An 18,293-nucleotide genomic window follows, 5' to 3' on the forward strand; every position below is an offset into this window, starting at 1 on the left:
TGACATGAATATAATGGCTCTTTGAACCGAGGAGAAAAATGATGACCGAACGACGTTATTACTACAGCGACGATGTACAGGGCCAGGCGCAGGTGTTGAGCTGTACGCCGGCCGAGGCGGGCGCCTACGCCGTAGAGCTGGACGCCACGCTGTTCCACCCACAGGGCGGCGGCCAGCCGTCCGACGTGGGGACGTTAGGCGGCGTCGCCGTGCTGCGGGTGCAGCAGCAGGGGGATACCGTGCTGCACTTTACCGCCGCGCCGCTGCCGATCGGGCCGGTTACGCTGCAAATCGATGAGGCGCTGCGCCGCCTGCACGCCCGCTGGCACTCCGGCGGGCATCTGATCGGCTGGCTGGGCGAAACCCGCGGGTGGCGGCCGGTCAAGGCGCATCATTGGCCGGGAGAGGGGCGCATCACGTTCGCGCCAGGGCCGGATGCGCAGACGATAGAAGCGGACTTTTTGCAGGCGGAGCTGGCGCGCTTGATCGCCGCCGATCTGCCACGCCGCCAACAGGCGGTGGACGGGATGCGCCAGGTCGGTTTCGGCGAACTGCCCGCTTACGGCTGCGGCGGCACCCATGTCGCCACGCTGGGCGAGGTGGGCGCGATCGCTATCACCGGCGTAAAGATGAAGAAGGGGCAGCTGATCGTGCAGTATGCGCTGAGTTGAATTGAATAAGGGGGGCGGCTCAGCGCCCGGCCTGCCGCAGCTGGGTGCAGAACGCGCATTGGCATCCCGCCACTGGCACCGCCGCGCAGCTGCCGATGTTCACCGGCTGGGCGTCCATGGCGTGAAAGCCGTAAAACAGATTTTCGATGTTTTGTTCCGCCGCGCGCGCCTGTTCCGGGCGCGGTTCGGGCACTTTCGACTGAAACGCCGCGGCCTTGCCGGCCAGCAGGCAGAGAAACAGCAGCGACAGCTGGATTTTCATCGTCGTCTTCCTTTGGCTGAAGTTGTGATACGTTATAACAAAACCCCATCAATGCCAAGCGGCGGCGCTGTTACGCTATTCTCCAGCCACCGGCATCTGCAGGTTGACGATTACCCTCAGTAGCTGTGGCCGGTTTTTTCGCTGGCGTTGAATAACGCCCAACATGTCTTTGGCTTTGTAGTCCCAGTAAATCACGTCATGAAAGCAGGGACTGCCTTCGAACAGATGCTAACGTTATGCTTGCAATTGCCTCCGGGCGCCGCGCTTACTCCTCCCACACCTGCGTGCTGCGCGGGCTGTCCATCTGATAATCCGAATAGGGGCGAGTGAAAAACTCGCGCCCCAACTCGCGTGCGGCCTGCAGCGGGTTGCGCGGATCGCGGGCGATCTCGCCGCGCTGATTGCCGGCGCCGTGCACCACGCCGACGAACGAGGAATGGGTGTAGCGGCTGAATTCCTGGAGCTGATGCACGATGCCCAGTGCCGCGCCGGGGTAGGTCTCTTCCGACGCCACCGCCAGCCCGATGCGTTTGCCGCTCATGCGCTGGTGCACCTGTTCCGCCTGAGGGTAGGCATTGGAATAGAAGCTGAACGAGCGATCGAAAAAGGCTTTGGTTTGCGCCGACATGCCGTACCAGTAAATCGGCGTGCAGAATACCGCGCCGTCGGCCGGCAGGAAGTGCTCCAGAAACAGCTCGGCGTAGCGATCGGCCGGCGGCGGCGTATGGCGCTCATCGCTCAGAAAACCGCTCAGGTAATCATCGAGAAAATGCAGGCTGGCGGACGTGCCGGCTTCGGCGGCGCCCGCCATGATCGCCTGCGCCAGCGTGGCGCTGTTGCCGTCGCGGCGCGGGCTGCCGACCAGCACCACCAGACGTTTGGATTGATGAGTTGTATTCATGTCATGTTCCTCGGTATGAAGTGAATTCAGCCCTACTCTAGAAACAACTAGTGGCAGGCGACAAATGACGGCTTTTCTGCCAGGATGAGCTCAACTCATCTCTAGAGGTTTCGCCATGTTCGCCACGCTGCCCGTCAACGCATTACGCACCTTTGAATCTGCCGCTCGCCTGCGCAGCTTCAAGCTGGCGGCGGCCGAGCTGGCGGTGACGCCGACGGCGATTTCGCACCAGATCAAAGCGCTGGAACAGCAGTTGGGGTTTGCGCTGTTCGAGCGGGTGCCGCGCGGCGTGCGGCTGACGCCGAAAGGTGAAACGCTGTTTGCCGGGGTGCACGGCGCGCTGCTGGACGTCGCCGCCACGCTCGAGGGCCTGCGGCCGCAGCCCAGCACCGGATCGCTGTGCGTCTCGGTCACGCACTCTTTCGCGGCGCTGTGGCTGGTGCCGCGCCTGGGGCGTTTCTACCAGGCCTACCCGCACTATCTGGTGCGGTTGGAGGCCTGCGCCGAGGTGATCGATCTGCAGCAGGACGCCAGCGTGGACGTGGCGGTGCGCTACAGCCGCGCGCACTATCCTGCGCTGCATCAGACGGCGCGGCTGGAGGAAAGCTTTGGCGTCTACGCGGCGCCGGGGCTGGCCGCCGCCGAGCCGGAAAACCCGGTGCTGATCACCGTCAAATGGGGGGATTCGGCGCTGTACGACAGCGGCTGGCGCGACTGGTGCCTGGCCGCCGACGTGGACTGGTGGCAGCGCCATGCGGCGATGCGCAGCTATCACGAGGAGCATTACGCCCTGCAGGCGGCGGTGGCCGGGCAGGGGATGGTGCTCGCGAGCTCGGTGATGGTGTCCGATATGGTGGACAACGGCCTGCTGGTGGCGTACCGGCCGGAGGTGCGCGTACCGGGCGCCGCGTACAGCGTGCTGTGCGCGCCGGGGCGCGAGCGGCATCCGCCGGTCAGGGCGTTTCTCGCCTGGCTGCAGCAGGAACTGCCGCAGGGCAATGGCACGAAATAAAAGTTTTATCGTCCTAAGCTGTGGGAATATCAGCGAACTTTTGTTTTATTTCACTGCGAGAACCGACTATGAACCAGCCAAGAACTTCCGATTATCCGATTGATGCGCAATTTATCGAACGCTGGTCGCCGCGCGCGATGGCCAACGACACCATCGACGATCAAACGCTGCTGAGCTTTTTTGAAGCGGCGCGCTGGTCGCCTTCGGCCTACAACATTCAGCCATGGCGCTTTGCCTACAGCAAGCACGGTTCCGACAGCTGGGAGAACTACCTGGAATTCCTGATCGACTTCAACCGCGGCTGGGCGCAGCACGCCTCGGCGCTGGTGGTGATCGTCTCCAAAACCACCAGCCTGAACGGCGAACGGCTGATGGACAACCCGACCCACGCGTTCGATACCGGCGCCGCCTGGGCCAGCCTGGCGCATCAGGCGCACCTGAAAGGCTGGCTGACCCACTGCATGAGCGGAATTCACCACGACAAGATTAAGGCGGCGCTGCAGCTGCCGGACGACTATGCGGTGCACGCCATGGTGGCGATCGGCAAACCGGGCGACAAAGCCCGCCTGCCAGATTTCCTGCAGGAAAAAGAGGCGCCGTCGGGCCGCCTGCCGCTGGGCAAGACCGTCAGCGAAGGGCTGAATTTCACGCTGTGATTGCCCGTTCTCGCCGAGGCCCGCTTGGCGGGCCTTTTTTATGCGGCGAGTAAAACTTAGGGAGTATGTTCTCGTTCGCTCATTCGCTGTATATTTTGTTATATAGCGATGGCGTAATGAGGAGGAAACCGTGGGTGACCATTTTGGCAAAGGGCTGTTGGCGGGGTTAAAGGCGGAGAGTCTGAAGCCGGAGGCGGAATTGTCGCGCTTTTGCTCCGACTATAAGCGCGGCTTTGTGCTCGGCTATGCGCACCATTTGGCACAGCGCTGCGGCGACGAGAATCGGGCGGCGTTCGAAGCCGGGCAGCTGAGCCGCGCCTATGGCCTCGGCAGCGAGCCGATGAGCGAGTTTTTTTCCGGCGGCGACAGCCGGCTGGCGGAGAAGTTTTTCCGCGCCGGCTATAACCGGCCGACGCAGGGTTAGCGCGGGCGGGGCATCAGGCGGCGCTCAGCACCGCCACCATATACACGCACGGTTGATCGCTCTGGTTTTCAAAGCGGCAGTCCGCCGGTGGGCCGAGCTCCAGGCAGTCTCCCTCGGCCATGTCATGGCGCGCGTCACCTTCCACAAAGACCAACTCACCGGATAAGACCCAGATAAGCTGGCGCTTAAAGGCATACACCGAAGCCGGCATCGGGATCGTCGCGCCGGCCGGCAGTTCGATACGCACCAGATCGAGCGGCAGATCGGTGCGCGGCGACACGTGGCGCCGCACGTAGCCGCTCTCCGGATCGACCCAGACCGGCTGATCTTCCCGGCGCAGCAGCCGGCCTTCCTGCGTTTCCGCCCGGGCGATCAGCTTGGACATGCTGAGGCCGAACGCCCCCGCCAGCCTGGCCAGCAGCATCGCCGTCGGGCTGCTCTCGCCGCGCTCGATCTTATGAACCATCGCCCGTGAGACGCCTGCCTGCTCGGCCAGATCGGACAGCGACCAGTGGCGCGCCTCGCGTTCAAGGCGAATGCGTGCGCCGATCAGCTGATTTAGATTGTCTAATTTAATATTCATATCGTAGTATTATAGTGGACAATTGGCCGGGGTAAACCATGATTATACGAAATGCGACGCTCAACGATAGCGCGGCGATTGCCGCCATCTATAACGACGCGGTGTTGAACAGCACCGCCATCTGGAATGAACAAACCGTGGATGCGGCCAACCGCGCGGCGTGGATCGGCGAACGGCAGGCGGCGGGCTACCCGGTGCTGGTGGCGGTGAACGGCGCGGACGAGGCGATCGGCTACGCGTCGTTCGGCGACTGGCGCGCCTGGGACGGCTATCGCCATACCGTAGAACACTCGGTGTATGTCCATCAGGCGCATCGCGGTGAAGGGATTGGCAAAGCGCTGTTGATAGCCCTGATCGCACGGGCGCGGGAGATCGGCAAGCACGTGATGGTGGCCGGTATCGAATCCGGCAATCAGGCCTCGATTAAGCTGCATCTGGCGCTGGGGTTCCGCGAGGTGGGGCGCATGGAGCAGGTGGGCGCCAAATTTGGCCAATGGCTGGATCTGACTTTCCTGCAGCTGACGCTCGACGAGCGAACGGCGCCGCCGGCGCGCTGATCCCGGGAGACAGGGCGATGAATATGCTGTTGCTGCTGATCGCGGCGGGAATGGGGCTGGTGGTGCAGAATCTGCTGATGGTGCGCATTACCGAAAGCGTCTCGACCATCCTTATCACGCTGGTGATCAACTCCAGCGTCGGTTTGCTGCTGCTGGTGGGGTTGTTGCTGGCCAAAAACGGCCTCGGCGCAGTGGCGGAAGTGACCGGCGCCGCCAGGTGGTGGATGCTGTTGCCGGGGCTGCTGGGATCGCTGTTCGTGTTCGCCGGCATCCTGGGTTACCAAAAACTGGGCGCGGCGGCGACTATCTCGATCCTGGTCGCCAGCCAGCTATGCATGGGGCTGCTGGTGGACGTCTACCGCGCCGGCCCGGCGGCGCTGCGCGACAATCTGCCGGCGCTGTTCGGCGCCCTGCTGCTGGTGGCGGGCGCCTATCTGGTGGCGAAACGCAGCTTTTGACGGCGGCAGAAAGCAAAAAGCCCGCTCGGGTTTCCCTGAGCGGGCTTCTCTAAATATGGCTCCTCTGACTGGACTCGAACCAGTGACATACGGATTAACAGTCCGCCGTTCTACCGACTGAACTACAGAGGAATCGTGTGAACGGGGCGAATAATAGCGGGGCGGTTGCGGCTTGTAAAGCGTGAAAGCGCCCGACGCGCTCGTTTGCTGCAAGATTGCCCAACCTGCTGCTTTTTCTCGCTTTTATCGCTTATCCCGCGCGCAGCGCCGCCGGATTGCCCGTTGTTTGGCGCATTTGCCTGCCGATGGTGCAACGGCTGCCCTGCGCGGTGGCGCGCGCCGCCCGGCGAACGGCCGTTGACCGCCGTATATCCCGCTTCCGTGGCCGTTTACCGACTCTGGCCTGGATCTTGCTGTGGTTGCCTGACCGGATTTCGGCATTCTCAATTTAGCGGCTCGCTGGAGGCACTATGAATTTCAGACGTCTGAAGTACTTCGTGAAAATCGTCGATATCGGCAGCCTGACCCAGGCGGCGGAGGTGTTGCACATCGCCCAGCCGGCGCTCAGCCAGCAGCTGGCGACGCTGGAGGGGGAGCTGAAGCAACAGCTGCTGATCCGCACCAAGCGCGGCGTGCAGCCGACCGAGGCCGGCAACATTCTGTATGCCCACGCGCAAACCATTCTGCGCCAGTGCGAGCAGGCGCAGAGTGCGGTCAACAGCGCCGGGCAGGCGATGAGCGGCCAGGTGTCTCTCGGGCTGGCGTCGGGCAGCACCGCGGCGCAGCTGGCGTTGCCGCTGCTGCAGAGCCTGCGCGATCAGCAGCCGGGTATCCTGCTCAGCCTGCATGAAAACGGCGGCGCGGCGCTGGCCGGGCAGGTGGCTAACCAGACGCTGGACATGGCGATGGTCTACGGCGCCAAAATGCCCGCCGGGCTGCACGCCATCGCACTGATGCGAGAAGATCTTTATCTGGTGGCGACGCGCGCGGTGCCGCATCCTGGCAACAGCGTCGAGCTGCTGGACGTGGCGCGGCTAAACCTGTTCCTGCCGCGCGAGGGCGATGCGGTGCGCAATCAGCTGGAAGAGGCGATGGCGCTGCGCAAGCTGGCTGTCAACGTGGTGGGGGAGATCGAATCCTCGGGCGCACTGAGCGCCGCGATCGCCAGCGGGCTGGGGGCGACCGTGCTGCCGGAATCGGTGGCGCGCGCGATGATCGGCCCGGCCAAGGCCTGGATGGCGCGCATCAATGCGCCGACGATGTCGGTGCCGCTGTCGCTGTGCATGTCGGGCCAACAGGCGCTGTCCGCCCCGGCGCTGCTGGTCAAAGACCTGCTGCTGTCGATCGCCGGCGGCCGCAGCCAGGAGAAGCGCGCGCTGGCGTTGGTGCGTTAAGGAAAAAATGGCCCGCCGCAGCGGGCCTGACGTTACCGGAACGGCGGCTCGTTGAAGGTGCGCAGCTTGCGCGAGTGCAGGCGATCGCCCTCGGCGCGCAGCAGATCGATGGCGCAGATGCCGATCTGCAGGTGCTCGGAGATCGCTCCTTCGTAGAAGCGGTTGGCCTGGCCCGGCAGTTTTATTTCGCCGTGCAACGGTTTGTCGGAGACGCACAGCAGCGTGCCGTACGGCACCCGGAAGCGGTAACCCTGGGCGGCGATGGTGGCGCTCTCCATGTCGACCGCCACCGCGCGGCTGAGGTTGAAGCGCCGCGCCGAAGCGGAATAGCGCAGCTCCCAGTTGCGATCGTCGGTGGTGACCACGGTGCCGGTGCGCAAACGCTGTTTGACCTCTTCGCCGGGCATGCCGCTGACCATCTTGGTGGCGTCGTACAGGGCGCGCTGCACCTCGGCGATGCTCGGGATCGGAATATCCGGCGGCAGCACCGCATCCAGCACGTGATCGTCGCGCAGATAGGCGTGGGCCAGCACATAATCGCCGATCTTCTGGCTTTCGCGCAGGCCGCCGCAGTGGCCGATCATCAGCCAGGCGCTCGGGCGCAACACCGCCAGGTGATCGCAGATGGTCTTGGCGTTGGACGGGCCGACGCCGATGTTGATCAGCGTAATGCCCTGGCCGGTGCGCGAGATCAGGTGATAGGCCGGCATCTGGTGGTTTTTCCACGCCAGATCGGACACCGCCTGCTCCGGGGCGCGGGTTTCCGGCGTGATATAGGTGCCGCCGGCGCTGGAGAGGGCTATGTAGGGGCTGGCCGGATCGGCGATCTGGGCGCAGGCCCAGCGCACGAACTCATCCACATAGCGGGTGTAGTTGGTGAACAGCACGAACGGCTGGAAGTGTTCCACCGGCGTGCCGGTGTAGTGCCGCAGCCGCGCCAGCGAGAAATCCGCGCGCAGCGCATCGAAATGCGACAGCGGGAAATGGCTGTCGGTGGCGTGGTACAGGCCGTCGGCGGTCTCGTCACCGATCTGCGCCAGCTCGGTGGTGGGGAAATGCTGCGCGATGCCGGCGCTCATCGAGCGATCGAGCGCCAGGCTGGAGCCGTCGATCACGTAAGGGAACGGGATCTCCTGCTGCGACGGCGCCACTTCGATATGGGCGGCGTAATCGTGCTCCAGCATCGCCAGCTGTTCGGCCAGATAGTGGCGGAACAGCTGCGGCCGGGTCACGGTGGTGCTGTAGCTGCCGGGATGGGTAAAGCGGCCGAAGGCGCGGGTTTTGTTCAGGCCGGACTGCTGCCCGTCCCAGCTGACGCGCAGCTCGGGATACACGAACAGCCCGGCGGCGCGCGCCTGCGCATCCGGCAGCGTGCCGTGGTTGATAAAGTCGCTGACCGCCTGACGCAGCGCGTCTACCGCGGCGTCATACAGGGCTTCCAGTTGATCGAGTGCCTGATCGGCGCTGAGGCCGCTGCGAGGTGGGGCATAGCTCATACTTTCTCCTTGGATGTCCCGGCTCTGTAGCGGGGTTGCGGCGTTTTACCGTCACAGGTTAGCCGAAGAAGGGCGTAAAAGCTTGGTCGAAATGACGGACGCAGCAAAGAAAATGCCGCGCCCGTGAAGGCGTGGGGATCAGGAGGAGGGGGCGGCCGCCTCGACCTTCAGCGACACCAGGCCGATGCCCAGCTTCTTCGGTGTGAAGCCGCCGCTGGCGCTCTCTTTCGGCTCGGTCGGCGCCGGCGGGGTAATGCTGATCTTCTGCGCGCCGCGCGGGTTGTCGAAGCGCAGGGTGACGGTGCTGTCCTGTTCGCCGAGCGACACGAAACGCTCTTCGTCGCCGACGCGCACCGAAATCGGTTCGCCGACGTTATTGCCGTAGGCGCGGGCGCGCAGCACCAGATCGAAGCGCTTCGGCAGCGGATCGACGTAATCGATGTCGACCGCCGGCGCCAGGTTGGCGTCGGACCAGCGGCCCCACTCCTCGACGCCGGAAACGCCGGTGATGGCCTTCACCTGCTCCGGCAGGCCGGGCAGCATGAACTCGATGCTGTCCGCCCGGTACTTCATCGCCGCGTCGTCCACCTGCAGGCGGGCGACGGCGTTTTGATAATCGGCGACGCTGTCCGCCGCCGGGGCGGTAAAGCTCACCTTGCCGCGGAAGCGTTCGCCGCTGGCCTGCACGATCTGCGGCGGCGAGGCTAGGGTGCCGGAGGCCACGCAGATGTCGGTGCTCAGCGCCAGCTGCGGCGCCCAGACCCGGCCGATCTCGTAGCATTTATCGACCCAGACGAATTTCTCCCCCGCGCCCAGCCCGGCCAGCTGCTTGCGCAGCGGGGTGGAAAGGTAGACGTTGAACATCGGTTCGATGCGGTTATCGCCCACCCGCAGAATGAACGGCACCTTGTAGGTGACGCCGGAGAAGCTGAAGCTGCGCTGGCGCGTATCCACGCTGTAGTCGCTGATGCGGTTTGGCAGGCCCCACTGGTTGATCACTGCCGGTTTCCAGCCGTTGATTTTTTCTTCGATGTTCAGGAACACCGTAGACAGCGACGGCGCCGACAGGCTGCTGCGGCCGAGGCCGATGTAGTTGTCGCCGCCCATCACGTCCAGCACCGTGGCGCCGTTGTCCAGCGTGCTGCGCTTCTCGTTGCGCTGTTCCGCCAGCGGCCGGGTGCCGTCGATGATGAAGAACAGGTTGCGGCGCTTCTGTTTGGTCAGGATATCGTAGGCGGTGTTGTTCATCGCCAGATGATCGGAGGACACCACGATCACGGTGTTGCTGAAATAGGGCGAGCGTTTGATCTTGTCGATCAGCGCGGCGATGTGTTGCTGGCTGCAGGCCACCGCGCTCAGCGAGCGGTTTTCCTTGTTCTGCCAGGCGTAACTTTTCTTGCTGCAGCCGGCGGAGATAAAGCCGTCCGGGTGATGGGTATCGACGGTCAGGGTAAACAGCGAGAAGGGTTGGCGCTGCTTGGACAGCTCGACGAACTTGCCGTACACCACGTCCAGCACGCTGTCGTCGTACCAGCCCCAGTCGTTTTTGTAGCTCGGATCGGCGACCTGTTCACGCAGCTCTTTGAAGCCGTAAACGTGGTCGAAACCGTGGGATTTCAGGAAGGTGTCTTTACCGGCGAACGCCAGCTCGGCGCCCTGATAGAAATAGTTGCTGTAGCCGGCGGCCTTCAGCACGTCGCCCAGGCAGACGTTCTCCGGGTAGAAGGTGGAGACCGCGCTGGAGGCGTTGCCGTCGAAGGGCGCGAACAGCGGAATGCCGCACTGCGAGGCGACCATGCCGGCGATGGTGTAGCCGGTGCCCGGCAGCTGCTGGGTGTTGCTGAAATCGATGCTGTCCGTGCGCAGGGCGTTCAGCTCGTCGGCCAGGCCGGGAAACAGCTCTGCGTCGAAGTAGGTGCGCTCCAGGCTTTCGGCATAGATGTACACCAGGTTCGGCCGCTTGCCCTGCACGGTCTTTTTCGGCGCCTTGTAGTAGGTGCTGAAATCGGCGGTATCGCCGACGATCTGGCTCTTGACCAGCAGCGAGATGTCCTGAAACGCCGGGGTGGTGCCGACCGAAAACAGCGCCAGCAGCACGGCGACGATGCTGTAGGCCACGCTGCTGCCTTTGGCCTTGCGGCGCAGGAGGCTGCGAGCCAGCACCGCGAAGATAAGCCCCAGCGCCGCCAGCAGGCCGATAAACGGCAGCACGTATTTGCTGATGCCCGCGCCTTTGAGGCTGCTGGTGACGGTGTAGATCACCGCGTCGGTGATGCCGTCGCCGGTGAAGTAGTTGCTGGCGATCAGGATGACGTTCAGCACCAGATAGCTGCCGAGCAGCGTCAGCAGAATGGCGAACCACCAGCGGTTGGCGGCGGCCCGGGTGCGATAAATCAAAATCGACGCCAAAAAGAGAACAAACGAAACGACTGCTAAAACCATCCGCCAAACCCTGTCTGATTGAAATAAAACCGTTGCTGCCCTGGTCTGCGCCGCCGAGCGTGCCGCGGCGCGAAAAGTGAAGGGTATAGCCTATTGCCGGCGGCGGAACAACGCGCGATCTCCCGCTACGGCCGACGAACGGCGGCTATTGTACATTTTTATGACAATAGTGTGACGTTAATCACGCCGGCGGCGGCTTCGGCGGCGAAAGCTTGCTGGTCGGAGGTTTCGCTCTACGCTTAATGAGCGCCACGACGGCGCGCCCATCAGCCATTCAGGAGGAAGTATGCAGACGATTCCCGCAGCGGTACTCGACGATCTGGCCCCGCAAGGCGTGTTGCGCGCGGCGATCAACTACGGCAATCCGGTGCTGGCGCAGGCCGGAGCCGGCGGCAAACCGCAAGGCGCTTCGGTGGAGCTGGCCACCGCGCTGGCCCAGGAGCTGGGCGTGGCGCTCGAGCTGGTGACCTATGACGCGGCGGGCAAGGTGTTCGCCGATCTGGACAGCGGCGCCTGGAACCTGGCGTTTATGGCCATCGAGCCGGTGCGCGCGGCGCAGATTGCCTTCAGCGAGCCGTACGTGATCATCGAGGGGACTTACCTGGTGGCGAACGACGCGCCTTACTTTGAGGTGGCGCAGCTCGACAGGCCGGAGGTGCGCATCGCGGTCGGCCAGGGGGCGGCGTACGATCTGTTTTTATCGCGCACGCTGCAGCAGGCGCAACTGGTGCGGGCGGCAACCTCTGCCGAGGCGATCGCGCTGTTTTTCGACCGGGGGCTGGAGGCGGCGGCCGGCGTGCGCCAACCGCTGCTGGCCGCCGCGGCCGTCCATCCCGGCTACCGGGTGCTGGACGGGCATTTCACCGCTATCCGCCAGGCAATGGCGGTGCCGCGGCAAAAAACGCAGGGCGCCGCCTACGTGAACGATTTTATCGAGCGCTGCAAGGCCAACGGGCTGGTGAAGGCGGCCTTGCAGCGCAGCGGCCAGGGTGAGGTGACGGTGGCGCCGCCGGCCGCCTCGGCGTGATCAGTCGAGCTCCACCGCGTACTGTTCCCCCGGAGTGATTTTCTTGATCAGCTTGTTGTCGAACAGGAACTGTTCGTAAGCCTGGTAGCGGGCGCGATCCAGCTTGGCCGGATCGCGCGCGAACAGCGGCAGGCTGGCTTGCCACGCCTGTTTGTTCAGCTCGGTATTCAGCTCCGGGTGCGCCTTGGCGAACGCCAGCCAGGTGTCCTGCGGGTGCGCGTGCAGGTAGTCGCTGCCTTGCTTCAGCGCGGCGAGGAACTTGCGGATTTTCGGCTCGTTCACCGCATCGCGGTGGGCGACGATGATCAGCTCGTCGTAGGCCGGCACGCCGTAATCTTCGACGTTGAACACCACCGGCGTCTTGCCCTGCAGCTTCAGCTCCAGCGCTTCGATGTTGCGGTAGCCGCCGATCACCGCATCGACCTGGCCCGCCAGCAGGGCGCTGGTCAGCTGGAAGTTGACGTTGATGAGCTTGATGTCCTGCGGCTTGAGGTGCTCGTGTTCGACCATGGTGGCCAGCATCGCCTGTTCGATGCCGCTGACCGAGTAACCCACCGTCTTGCCCTTGAGATCCGCCGGCGACGTGATGTTTTTATCCAGCGCGATCACCGTATTCAACGGCGTGTTGATCAGCGTGCCGACGCGCATCAGCGGCAGGCCCTGATCGGCGAAGAAATGCAGCTGCGGTTGGTAGGTGATGGCGAGGTCGGCCTGTTTGGCGGCCACCAGCCGCGGCGGCAGCGCCGGATCGGACGGCGGCACGATCTTGACGTCCAGCCCTTCGGCCTTGAAGGCGCCGATCTGCTCGGCCACCATAATCGGCGCGTGATCGGGGTTGATGTACCAGTCGAGCACCAGCGTCAGCTTTTCGGCCGCGCCGGCCTGGCCGGTGATGGCGGCGCCGAGCAGCAGCCCGCAAACGGTTTGTTTGATCATGGTCGTTCCTTTATCCCTGGTTATGGTTGCAATCATCAGTCGTTTTCCGGCGCCCAGGCGATCAGGCGCCGCAGCAGCGCATCCACCGCAGCCCACAGCAGCACGGTCATCAGCACCAAAATAAACAGCGCGGCGAAGCAGACGTCGGTCTGCATGCGCGCATTGGCGTTCAGCATCACGTAGCCCAGCCCTTCGGCCGAGCCGACCCATTCGCCGATGATGGCGCCGATCGGCGCGACGGCGGCGGCCATGCGCAGGCCGGAGCCGAAGGCCGGCAGCGCCGCCATCAGCCGCACGTGCCGCAGCTGCGCCCAGCGCGAAGCGCGCATCGTGCGCGCCAGATCGAGATAGTCGTTGTTGACCCGGCGCAGCCCATCGAAAAAGGCCGACACCACCGGGAAGAAAATCACCAGCACCGCCATCGCCACCTTGGCGCTCATGCCGAAGCCGAACCACAGCACCAGCAGCGGGGCCAGAGCGAATACCGGTATCGCCTGGCTGGTGAGTACCAACGGCATCAGCCAGCGCTGCAGGCGCGGCGAGAAGATCATGCACAGCGCCAGCGCCGCACCGAGCAGCACGCCCAGCGCCAGCCCGCTGACGATCTCCGAAGCGGTGACCAGCGTGTGCCAGGCGAGATAGCCGCGCCCGTCCCACAGTGCCTGCGCCACCGCGCCCGGCGTGGGCAGCAGAAAGGCCGGAATGCCGCTTTGCGCCGCCAGCCACCACAGCAGCAGCAGGCCGACGAACACCGTCAGCCCGCGCCGCAGGCGGGTGAGGCCGCGCTCTTTGGCGATATTCATTGCGCGGCCCTCACCATCTGCAGCAGCAGCTCGGCCTGGCTTTTCAGCAGGCCGGCGTCATCCGGTGCGCGCGGCGGCCGCCCGCTGATGCAGTGGGTATCGTCGAGGCCCAGCGGCCAGGGCGACAGCACCAGCAGCCGGTGGCTCAGGCGGCAGGCTTCCATCGGGTCGTGGGTGATCAGCAGCACGGTGTTTTGCGCCAGCAGCTCGGCGGCCAGACTTTGGATCTCGGCGCGGGTGATGGCGTCCAGCGCCGAAAAGGGTTCGTCCATCAGCACGATCGGCTGGCGTTCATAGAGCGTGCGGGCGATGGCGGCGCGCTGGCGCATGCCGCCGGACAGCGCGGCGGGCAGGCTGCGGCCGTGAGCGGCCAGGCCCACGCGCTCCAGCAGGTGCGCCGCCCACGCCCGATCCGGCGTTTCGCCGCGCAGCCGCGAGCCGAGGGCGACGTTCTCTTCGACGGTCAGCCACGGGTAGAGCAGGTCTTTTTGCCCCATGTAGGCGATGCGCCCGGCGATCGGCAGGCCGTCGCTGCCGGTCACCGTGCCCGAGGTGGCCTGCGCCAGGCCGGCGATGATCTTCAGCAGGCTGGTTTTGCCGGCGCCGCTGGCGCCGAGCAGGGCAACGAAGCTACCGCCGGCGATGTCGAAACTCAGCCGCTCAAAGATCGTCTGTTGACCGAAACGCAGGCTGAGATCCCGCACCTGGATGCCGGGCGGGAGAAGCGGGGAGGTCATGAGGCGTTCAGCCCCATTTGCCAAAATGCCGATTCCAGCTGGGTGGCGGTGGTGAAAATCTGCGCCAGCTCGGTGAAGCGGCCTGGTGCGCCGCGCTGGTGGCCGACGGTTTCCAGCAGCTCGATGGCGGCGCGCACGCCGGCCAGATAGCCCTCGTCGCCGTAGTTGCGGATCCAGGAGGCGTAAGGATTGCCCTCCATTTGGGTGGCGGGATCGTGCAGCAGCCGCAGGCCGATTTCGGCATAGCCGGCCACGCAGGGCAGCAGGCCGGCCAGCAGGTCGAGGGCGTCGCCGGCATGGCCGATATCCAGTACGTAGCGGGTATAGTTCATGGTTTCCGCCGCTTCCGGCTGGGCGGCGATCTGCGCTTCGCTCAGCCCCCATTCGGCGCAGTAGGCCACGTGCAGCGGCAGTTCGGCGACGATGCCGTTGAGCGAGGCGGTGGCGGCGCGCATTTCCGGCAGGGTGCGCAGCTTGCTGACCAGCAGCGCGTAGGCGCGGGCGAAGTGCAGCAGGAACAGATAGTCCTGGGTCAGGTAGCGGCGAAACGCGCGTTCGGGCAAGGTGCCGGCGGCCAGCTGCTGCAGAAACGGGTGATCGACGTAGTCTTGCCAGTGGCTGCCGGCATGTTGGCGCAGCCGGCCGTAAAGACCGCTTTCGAACAGGGTGGTGATGGACATGGGACCTCCTTGAGTCAGTGGAGATCCGGGCACGCTGGGGTATGAACAGGCAACGGGTGAAAGCGTTGTTGCCTAACCGTCCCTTCGCTGGCATGACCCAGATCAGGTTCAAAGGGTTCGGCTTGCGCCATCTCAGCCCGTAACAGGACACCCCTCGGAGCTGCTTGTTATACGACATTTGTTTTTTGATTACAATCGCCGGGCGGCGCGGCGGCAATCGGTTCGTTTAGTGCGATCGGGGGCGATTTTGCTGGCGCAGGGCGCGCGGTTTTTGTCACTGTAGGCCGATGATTTGCCTTTGAGGACGATTCCCGATGAAAAAGATTGGTTTTCTCTCGTTTGGCCACTGGTCGCCTTCCGCCCAGTCCGGCACCCGTTCCGCGGCGGATGCGCTGCTGCAGTCCATCGATCTGGCGGTCGCCGCCGAAGATCTGGGGGCGGATGGCGCCTATTTTCGCGTACACCACTTCGCACGCCAGCTGGGGTCGCCGTTCCCGCTGCTGGCCGCCATCGGCGCCAAAACCCAACGCATCGAGATCGGCACCGGCGTGATCGACATGCGTTATGAAAATCCGCTGTATATGGTGGAAGACGCCGGCGCGGCGGATCTGATCGCCGGCGGGCGGCTGCAGCTTGGCATCAGCCGCGGCTCGCCGGAGCAGGTGATCGACGGCTGGCGCTATTTCGGCTATGCCCCGGCTGACGGCGAGAGCGACGCGGACATGGCCCGCCGCCATACCGAAGTGTTTCTGGAAGCGCTGCGCGGCGAAGGGTTCGCCGAACCCAATCCACAGCCGATGTTCCCGAATCCGCCCGGGCTGCTGCGGCCGGAGCCGTTTTCCGCCGGGCTGCGCGACCGCATCTGGTGGGGCGCCGGTTCGAACGCCACCGCCGTCTGGGCGGCGAAGCTGGGCATGAACCTGCAAAGCTCGACGCTCAAGAACGACGAAACCGGCGAACCCTTCCATATCCAGCAGGCCAAGCAGATCCGCGCCTACCGCGCCGCCTGGCAAGAGGTGGGCCATGCGCGCGAGCCGCGGGTTTCCGTCAGCCGCAGCATCTTCGCGCTGGTGGATCAGCGGGATCGCAACTACTTCGGCGGCGGCGGCAAGGAGGGCGATCAACTGGGGTATATCGACGCGCAGACCCGGGCGATCTTCGGCCGCAGCTATGCCGCCGAGCCGGACGAGCTGATCAAGCAGCTGGCGCAGGACGAGGCCATCGCCGAAGCGGATACGCTGCTGCTGACCGTGCCTAACCAGCTGGGCGTGGATTACAACGCCCACGTCATCGAATCGATTTTAACCCATGTCGCGCCGGCGCTCGGCTGGCGCTAAACGGAGGAGTGGCATGTCACGCATTTTCATTACCGGTTCGGTAGACGGGCTGGGCCGCGCCGCCGCGCAAACGCTGTTGGACGAAGGGCATCAGGTAATTCTGCATGCGCGTGAGCCCGGCCGTTTGGACGCGGTGCGCGATCTGCTGGATCGCGGCGCACAGGCGACGATCGGCGATCTGTCCGATGTGCAGCAGATCCGGCAGCTTGCCGAGCAGGTCAACCGCCTCGGCCGCCCGGACGCGGTGATCCACAACGCCGGTATGTTTACCGGGCCGCAGGTGATGCCGGTGAACGTCGTTGCGCCCTACCTGCTGACGGCCCTGATCGAACGCCCCAAGCGTATCGTCTATCTGAGCAGCAGCATGCACTTTGACGGCGTGGCGGAACTGAGCGGCGTGGACTGGCTCGGCGGCGCAGCCGGCTCTTATTCGGACAGCAAGCTGTTCGTCACTGCGCTGGCCGCCGCCGTGGCGCGCCTGTGGCCTGACGTGATCAGCAGCGCGGTCGATCCCGGCTGGGTGCCGACCAAAATGGGCGGCGCGGATGCGCCCGACGATCTGGCGCTGGGGCATGTGACGCAGGCGTGGCTGGTGAGCAGCGATGAGCCGCAGGCCCTGGTGTCCGGCGGCTATTGGCACCATCAACAGCGCTTCGAACCTCACGCGGCGGTATACGACGAGGCGTTTCAAACGGCGCTGCTGGCGCAATTGGCGCGCGCCGGCGGGGTGAGCCTGCCGCAGGCTTGAGGGCAGTGCTTTGTTGGCCCGTCGGTGCTTGCCGGCGGGCTTTTTTATGCACGCAGGGTGAACCGGCGAGGCTTTTCTTATACAGTGGCTGTCTGACCTGTTTTGCTTGTTCTTCCTATTATCGCCATGCATACATTCCTGATTATCGTCCCTGAAGGGGGCATGCTGTTCGAAGCGGCGGGCATCGCCGATATCCTGATGCAGGCTAACCGTCTGAGCCCTGCCGAGGTGCCGCTGTATCAGATCGCGGTCGCCACCACGCAATCCCATCGGGTGGTACACGGCCTGTCCGGGCTGAGCCTGTTGGCCGACCACCGCCTGGCGGATCTCGATCCGGCCCTGCCGCGCGATACCGTCATTGTCGCCGGCAAGGGGGCGACGGAAGAAGAGGGCGCCCTGGTGGCGGATTGGCTGCGCCGCGCGGCGCCGCAGACGCGCCGGATCGCTTCGGTCTGCGGCGGGGCTCTGCTGCTGGCCGAAGCCGGGTTGCTGGACGGGCGGCGGGCGACTACCCACTGGCGGCTGGCGGAAACGCTGCAAGCGCGCTTCCCGCGGGTGCAGGTCGAAAACGGCCCGATCTACGTGCAGGACGGGCCGATCTGGACCTCCGGCGGCGTCAGTTCCGGCTTCGATCTGACGCTGGCGCTGGTGGAGGACGACTACGGCTTCGTGCAGGCGCGCGAAGTGGCGCAGGATCTGGTGATGTTTCTGCGCCGCCCCGGCGGGCAGGCGCAGTTCAGCCGCTACCCGCTAAACCAGGCCAAATCGCCGGGCCCGATCCGCGATCTGCAGTCCTGGATCCTGGAAAACCTCGCCGACGATCTCAGCGTCGATCGGTTGGCCGAACGCGTGGCGATGAGTCCGCGCAACTTTACCCGCGTCTTCACCCGTGAGACGGGCATTTCTCCCGCCAAATTCGTCGAAGAAGGGCGGTTGCATACTGCCAGGCAGCGCCTCGAGCAGAGTACGGAGGGCATCGAACAGATCGCGCTGGCCACCGGCTTTGGCAACGGCCTTAACCTGCGACGGGTGTTTGAGCGCAAACTGCAGCTGACCCCGAGCGAATACCGCGAACGCTTCCACGCGCGCAATTTGGCGTAAATTGATCGGTAAACGTCATTTACGCCGCCTCGTGGCAGGGCTAGATTTGAGGCAAAGCCCAAAACGAG

20 protein-coding genes, 1 tRNA gene and 1 riboswitch are annotated in these 18,293 nt (G+C 64.6%); of the genes, 11 read left to right on the top strand and 10 right to left on the bottom strand.

What is annotated here, in order from left to right:
• Nucleotides 1-41: 41 nt before the first annotated feature.
• On the top strand, nucleotides 42-671 hold the full coding sequence (locus tag ACJ8MK_RS13220) for an alanyl-tRNA editing protein (RefSeq protein ID WP_442517807.1): 630 nt from the start codon (nucleotides 42-44) through the stop codon (nucleotides 669-671).
• A gap of 19 nt (nucleotides 672-690) precedes the next feature.
• Here the strand turns inward: ACJ8MK_RS13220 and ACJ8MK_RS13225 are convergent, their stop codons facing one another.
• Together ACJ8MK_RS13225 and ACJ8MK_RS13230 are read right to left on the bottom strand one after the other, a co-directional pair.
• A complete protein-coding gene (locus tag ACJ8MK_RS13225) occupies nucleotides 691-933 on the bottom strand; it encodes a hypothetical protein (protein WP_033635174.1) in 243 nt (80 codons plus the stop codon).
• A gap of 265 nt (nucleotides 934-1,198) precedes the next feature.
• Nucleotides 1,199-1,834 carry a flavodoxin family protein gene (locus ACJ8MK_RS13230; RefSeq protein WP_101427115.1) on the bottom strand — a complete coding sequence of 212 codons (636 nt, stop codon included), beginning with the start codon at nucleotides 1,832-1,834 and terminating at the stop codon, nucleotides 1,199-1,201.
• Nucleotides 1,835-1,949: 115 nt separating this feature from the next.
• On the opposite strand from ACJ8MK_RS13230, the gene ACJ8MK_RS13235 reads away from it, so the two are divergent.
• From ACJ8MK_RS13235 to ACJ8MK_RS13245, 3 genes are all read left to right on the top strand, one after another.
• A complete protein-coding gene (locus ACJ8MK_RS13235) occupies nucleotides 1,950-2,846 on the top strand; it encodes a LysR substrate-binding domain-containing protein (RefSeq protein WP_442517808.1) in 897 nt (298 codons plus the stop codon).
• Nucleotides 2,847-2,914: 68 nt separating this feature from the next.
• Nucleotides 2,915-3,502 (top strand): nitroreductase family protein, encoded by a 588-nt coding sequence (locus tag ACJ8MK_RS13240; protein WP_442517809.1) that lies wholly within the window; start codon nucleotides 2,915-2,917, stop codon nucleotides 3,500-3,502.
• 130 nt (nucleotides 3,503-3,632) lie between these two features.
• Complete coding sequence (locus ACJ8MK_RS13245; RefSeq protein WP_060425948.1) at nucleotides 3,633-3,926, top strand: DUF2623 family protein; 294 nt, start codon at nucleotides 3,633-3,635, stop codon at nucleotides 3,924-3,926.
• A 13-nt stretch (nucleotides 3,927-3,939) separates the two neighbouring features.
• Here the strand turns inward: ACJ8MK_RS13245 and ACJ8MK_RS13250 are convergent, their stop codons facing one another.
• Entirely contained in the window at nucleotides 3,940-4,509 is a 570-nt protein-coding gene (locus ACJ8MK_RS13250) for a helix-turn-helix domain-containing protein (RefSeq protein ID WP_041035812.1), read from the bottom strand.
• 38 nt (nucleotides 4,510-4,547) lie between these two features.
• On the opposite strand from ACJ8MK_RS13250, the gene ACJ8MK_RS13255 reads away from it, so the two are divergent.
• Nucleotides 4,548-5,066 carry a GNAT family N-acetyltransferase gene (locus tag ACJ8MK_RS13255; RefSeq protein ID WP_033654908.1) on the top strand — a complete coding sequence of 173 codons (519 nt, stop codon included), beginning with the start codon at nucleotides 4,548-4,550 and terminating at the stop codon, nucleotides 5,064-5,066.
• A 17-nt stretch (nucleotides 5,067-5,083) separates the two neighbouring features.
• Nucleotides 5,084-5,524: a DMT family transporter gene (locus tag ACJ8MK_RS13260; protein ID WP_033647911.1), complete on the top strand. Its 441-nt coding sequence runs from the start codon at nucleotides 5,084-5,086 to the stop codon at nucleotides 5,522-5,524.
• Nucleotides 5,525-5,580: 56 nt separating this feature from the next.
• Here ACJ8MK_RS13260 and ACJ8MK_RS13265 read toward each other — a convergent pair.
• Nucleotides 5,581-5,656, bottom strand: a tRNA-Asn gene (locus tag ACJ8MK_RS13265).
• A 338-nt stretch (nucleotides 5,657-5,994) separates the two neighbouring features.
• On the opposite strand from ACJ8MK_RS13265, the gene nac reads away from it, so the two are divergent.
• Nucleotides 5,995-6,918 carry a nitrogen assimilation transcriptional regulator NAC gene (nac, locus tag ACJ8MK_RS13270; RefSeq protein WP_041035809.1) on the top strand — a complete coding sequence of 308 codons (924 nt, stop codon included), beginning with the start codon at nucleotides 5,995-5,997 and terminating at the stop codon, nucleotides 6,916-6,918.
• A 32-nt stretch (nucleotides 6,919-6,950) separates the two neighbouring features.
• Here the strand turns inward: nac and ACJ8MK_RS13275 are convergent, their stop codons facing one another.
• A complete protein-coding gene (locus ACJ8MK_RS13275) occupies nucleotides 6,951-8,414 on the bottom strand; it encodes an AMP nucleosidase (RefSeq protein ID WP_164050823.1) in 1,464 nt (487 codons plus the stop codon).
• A 138-nt stretch (nucleotides 8,415-8,552) separates the two neighbouring features.
• Nucleotides 8,553-10,856 (bottom strand): phosphatidylglycerol--membrane-oligosaccharide glycerophosphotransferase, encoded by a 2,304-nt coding sequence (opgB, locus tag ACJ8MK_RS13280; protein WP_440481871.1) that lies wholly within the window; start codon nucleotides 10,854-10,856, stop codon nucleotides 8,553-8,555.
• A gap of 286 nt (nucleotides 10,857-11,142) precedes the next feature.
• On the opposite strand from opgB, the gene ACJ8MK_RS13285 reads away from it, so the two are divergent.
• Entirely contained in the window at nucleotides 11,143-11,883 is a 741-nt protein-coding gene (locus ACJ8MK_RS13285; protein ID WP_101455518.1) for a transporter substrate-binding domain-containing protein, read from the top strand.
• On the opposite strand, the gene ACJ8MK_RS13290 is transcribed toward ACJ8MK_RS13285, so the two are convergent.
• Genes ACJ8MK_RS13290 through ACJ8MK_RS13305 form a run of 4 tightly spaced genes read right to left on the bottom strand, consistent with a single transcriptional unit; the run spans nucleotide 11,884 to nucleotide 15,039 of the window.
• Nucleotides 11,884-12,819, bottom strand: coding sequence for an ABC transporter substrate-binding protein (locus tag ACJ8MK_RS13290; protein WP_442517810.1), 936 nt, complete (start codon nucleotides 12,817-12,819; stop codon nucleotides 11,884-11,886).
• A gap of 35 nt (nucleotides 12,820-12,854) precedes the next feature.
• The gene (locus tag ACJ8MK_RS13295) at nucleotides 12,855-13,622 is read right to left on the bottom strand and encodes an ABC transporter permease (RefSeq protein WP_101455516.1); all 768 of its coding nucleotides are present in this window, start codon (nucleotides 13,620-13,622) and stop codon (nucleotides 12,855-12,857) included.
• The gene (locus ACJ8MK_RS13300) at nucleotides 13,619-14,359 is read right to left on the bottom strand and encodes an ABC transporter ATP-binding protein (RefSeq protein WP_101455515.1); all 741 of its coding nucleotides are present in this window, start codon (nucleotides 14,357-14,359) and stop codon (nucleotides 13,619-13,621) included. The genes ACJ8MK_RS13295 and ACJ8MK_RS13300 overlap by 4 nt, the downstream gene beginning before the upstream one ends.
• Nucleotides 14,356-15,039, bottom strand: coding sequence for a TenA family protein (locus ACJ8MK_RS13305; protein ID WP_033647901.1), 684 nt, complete (start codon nucleotides 15,037-15,039; stop codon nucleotides 14,356-14,358). The genes ACJ8MK_RS13300 and ACJ8MK_RS13305 overlap by 4 nt, the downstream gene beginning before the upstream one ends.
• 62 nt (nucleotides 15,040-15,101) lie before the next feature.
• Nucleotides 15,102-15,204: riboswitch (TPP riboswitch) on the bottom strand.
• A 149-nt stretch (nucleotides 15,205-15,353) separates the two neighbouring features.
• Between ACJ8MK_RS13305 and ACJ8MK_RS13310 the strand changes: the two genes are divergently transcribed.
• The 3 genes from ACJ8MK_RS13310 to ACJ8MK_RS13320 all read left to right on the top strand — a co-directional run bounded on the left by ACJ8MK_RS13310 (nucleotide 15,354) and on the right by ACJ8MK_RS13320 (nucleotide 18,225).
• Nucleotides 15,354-16,376, top strand: coding sequence for an LLM class flavin-dependent oxidoreductase (locus ACJ8MK_RS13310; protein WP_442517811.1), 1,023 nt, complete (start codon nucleotides 15,354-15,356; stop codon nucleotides 16,374-16,376).
• 13 nt (nucleotides 16,377-16,389) lie between these two features.
• Nucleotides 16,390-17,124 (top strand): SDR family NAD(P)-dependent oxidoreductase, encoded by a 735-nt coding sequence (locus tag ACJ8MK_RS13315; RefSeq protein WP_103773489.1) that lies wholly within the window; start codon nucleotides 16,390-16,392, stop codon nucleotides 17,122-17,124.
• 126 nt (nucleotides 17,125-17,250) lie between these two features.
• Entirely contained in the window at nucleotides 17,251-18,225 is a 975-nt protein-coding gene (locus ACJ8MK_RS13320; protein WP_161764555.1) for a GlxA family transcriptional regulator, read from the top strand.
• Nucleotides 18,226-18,293: the final 68 nt, after the last annotated feature.

The organism is Serratia sp. CY38905 (assembly GCF_052168875.1).
In the GTDB taxonomy this organism is placed as follows: Bacteria; Pseudomonadota; Gammaproteobacteria; order Enterobacterales; family Enterobacteriaceae; genus Serratia; species Serratia sarumanii.

Bases quoted from the DNA above. Each gene is read 5' to 3' on its own strand.
- ACJ8MK_RS13220 (WP_442517807.1), top strand. From the start codon at position 42: ATGACCGAACGACGTTATTACTACAGCGACGATGTACAGGGCCAGGCG.
- nac (WP_041035809.1), top strand. From the start codon at position 5,995: ATGAATTTCAGACGTCTGAAGTACTTCGTGAAAATCGTCGATATCGGC.
- ACJ8MK_RS13290 (WP_442517810.1), bottom strand. From the start codon at position 12,819: ATGATCAAACAAACCGTTTGCGGGCTGCTGCTCGGCGCCGCCATCACC.
- ACJ8MK_RS13315 (WP_103773489.1), top strand. From the start codon at position 16,390: ATGTCACGCATTTTCATTACCGGTTCGGTAGACGGGCTGGGCCGCGCC.
- ACJ8MK_RS13230 (WP_101427115.1), bottom strand. From the start codon at position 1,834: ATGAATACAACTCATCAATCCAAACGTCTGGTGGTGCTGGTCGGCAGC.
- ACJ8MK_RS13295 (WP_101455516.1), bottom strand. From the start codon at position 13,622: ATGAATATCGCCAAAGAGCGCGGCCTCACCCGCCTGCGGCGCGGGCTG.
- ACJ8MK_RS13240 (WP_442517809.1), top strand. From the start codon at position 2,915: ATGAACCAGCCAAGAACTTCCGATTATCCGATTGATGCGCAATTTATC.
- ACJ8MK_RS13305 (WP_033647901.1), bottom strand. From the start codon at position 15,039: ATGTCCATCACCACCCTGTTCGAAAGCGGTCTTTACGGCCGGCTGCGC.
- ACJ8MK_RS13235 (WP_442517808.1), top strand. From the start codon at position 1,950: ATGTTCGCCACGCTGCCCGTCAACGCATTACGCACCTTTGAATCTGCC.
- ACJ8MK_RS13225 (WP_033635174.1), bottom strand. From the start codon at position 933: ATGAAAATCCAGCTGTCGCTGCTGTTTCTCTGCCTGCTGGCCGGCAAG.
- ACJ8MK_RS13300 (WP_101455515.1), bottom strand. From the start codon at position 14,359: ATGACCTCCCCGCTTCTCCCGCCCGGCATCCAGGTGCGGGATCTCAGC.
- ACJ8MK_RS13250 (WP_041035812.1), bottom strand. From the start codon at position 4,509: ATGAATATTAAATTAGACAATCTAAATCAGCTGATCGGCGCACGCATT.
- ACJ8MK_RS13275 (WP_164050823.1), bottom strand. From the start codon at position 8,414: ATGAGCTATGCCCCACCTCGCAGCGGCCTCAGCGCCGATCAGGCACTC.
- ACJ8MK_RS13255 (WP_033654908.1), top strand. From the start codon at position 4,548: ATGATTATACGAAATGCGACGCTCAACGATAGCGCGGCGATTGCCGCC.
- ACJ8MK_RS13260 (WP_033647911.1), top strand. From the start codon at position 5,084: ATGAATATGCTGTTGCTGCTGATCGCGGCGGGAATGGGGCTGGTGGTG.
- ACJ8MK_RS13285 (WP_101455518.1), top strand. From the start codon at position 11,143: ATGCAGACGATTCCCGCAGCGGTACTCGACGATCTGGCCCCGCAAGGC.
- ACJ8MK_RS13320 (WP_161764555.1), top strand. From the start codon at position 17,251: ATGCATACATTCCTGATTATCGTCCCTGAAGGGGGCATGCTGTTCGAA.
- opgB (WP_440481871.1), bottom strand. From the start codon at position 10,856: ATGGTTTTAGCAGTCGTTTCGTTTGTTCTCTTTTTGGCGTCGATTTTG.
- ACJ8MK_RS13310 (WP_442517811.1), top strand. From the start codon at position 15,354: ATGAAAAAGATTGGTTTTCTCTCGTTTGGCCACTGGTCGCCTTCCGCC.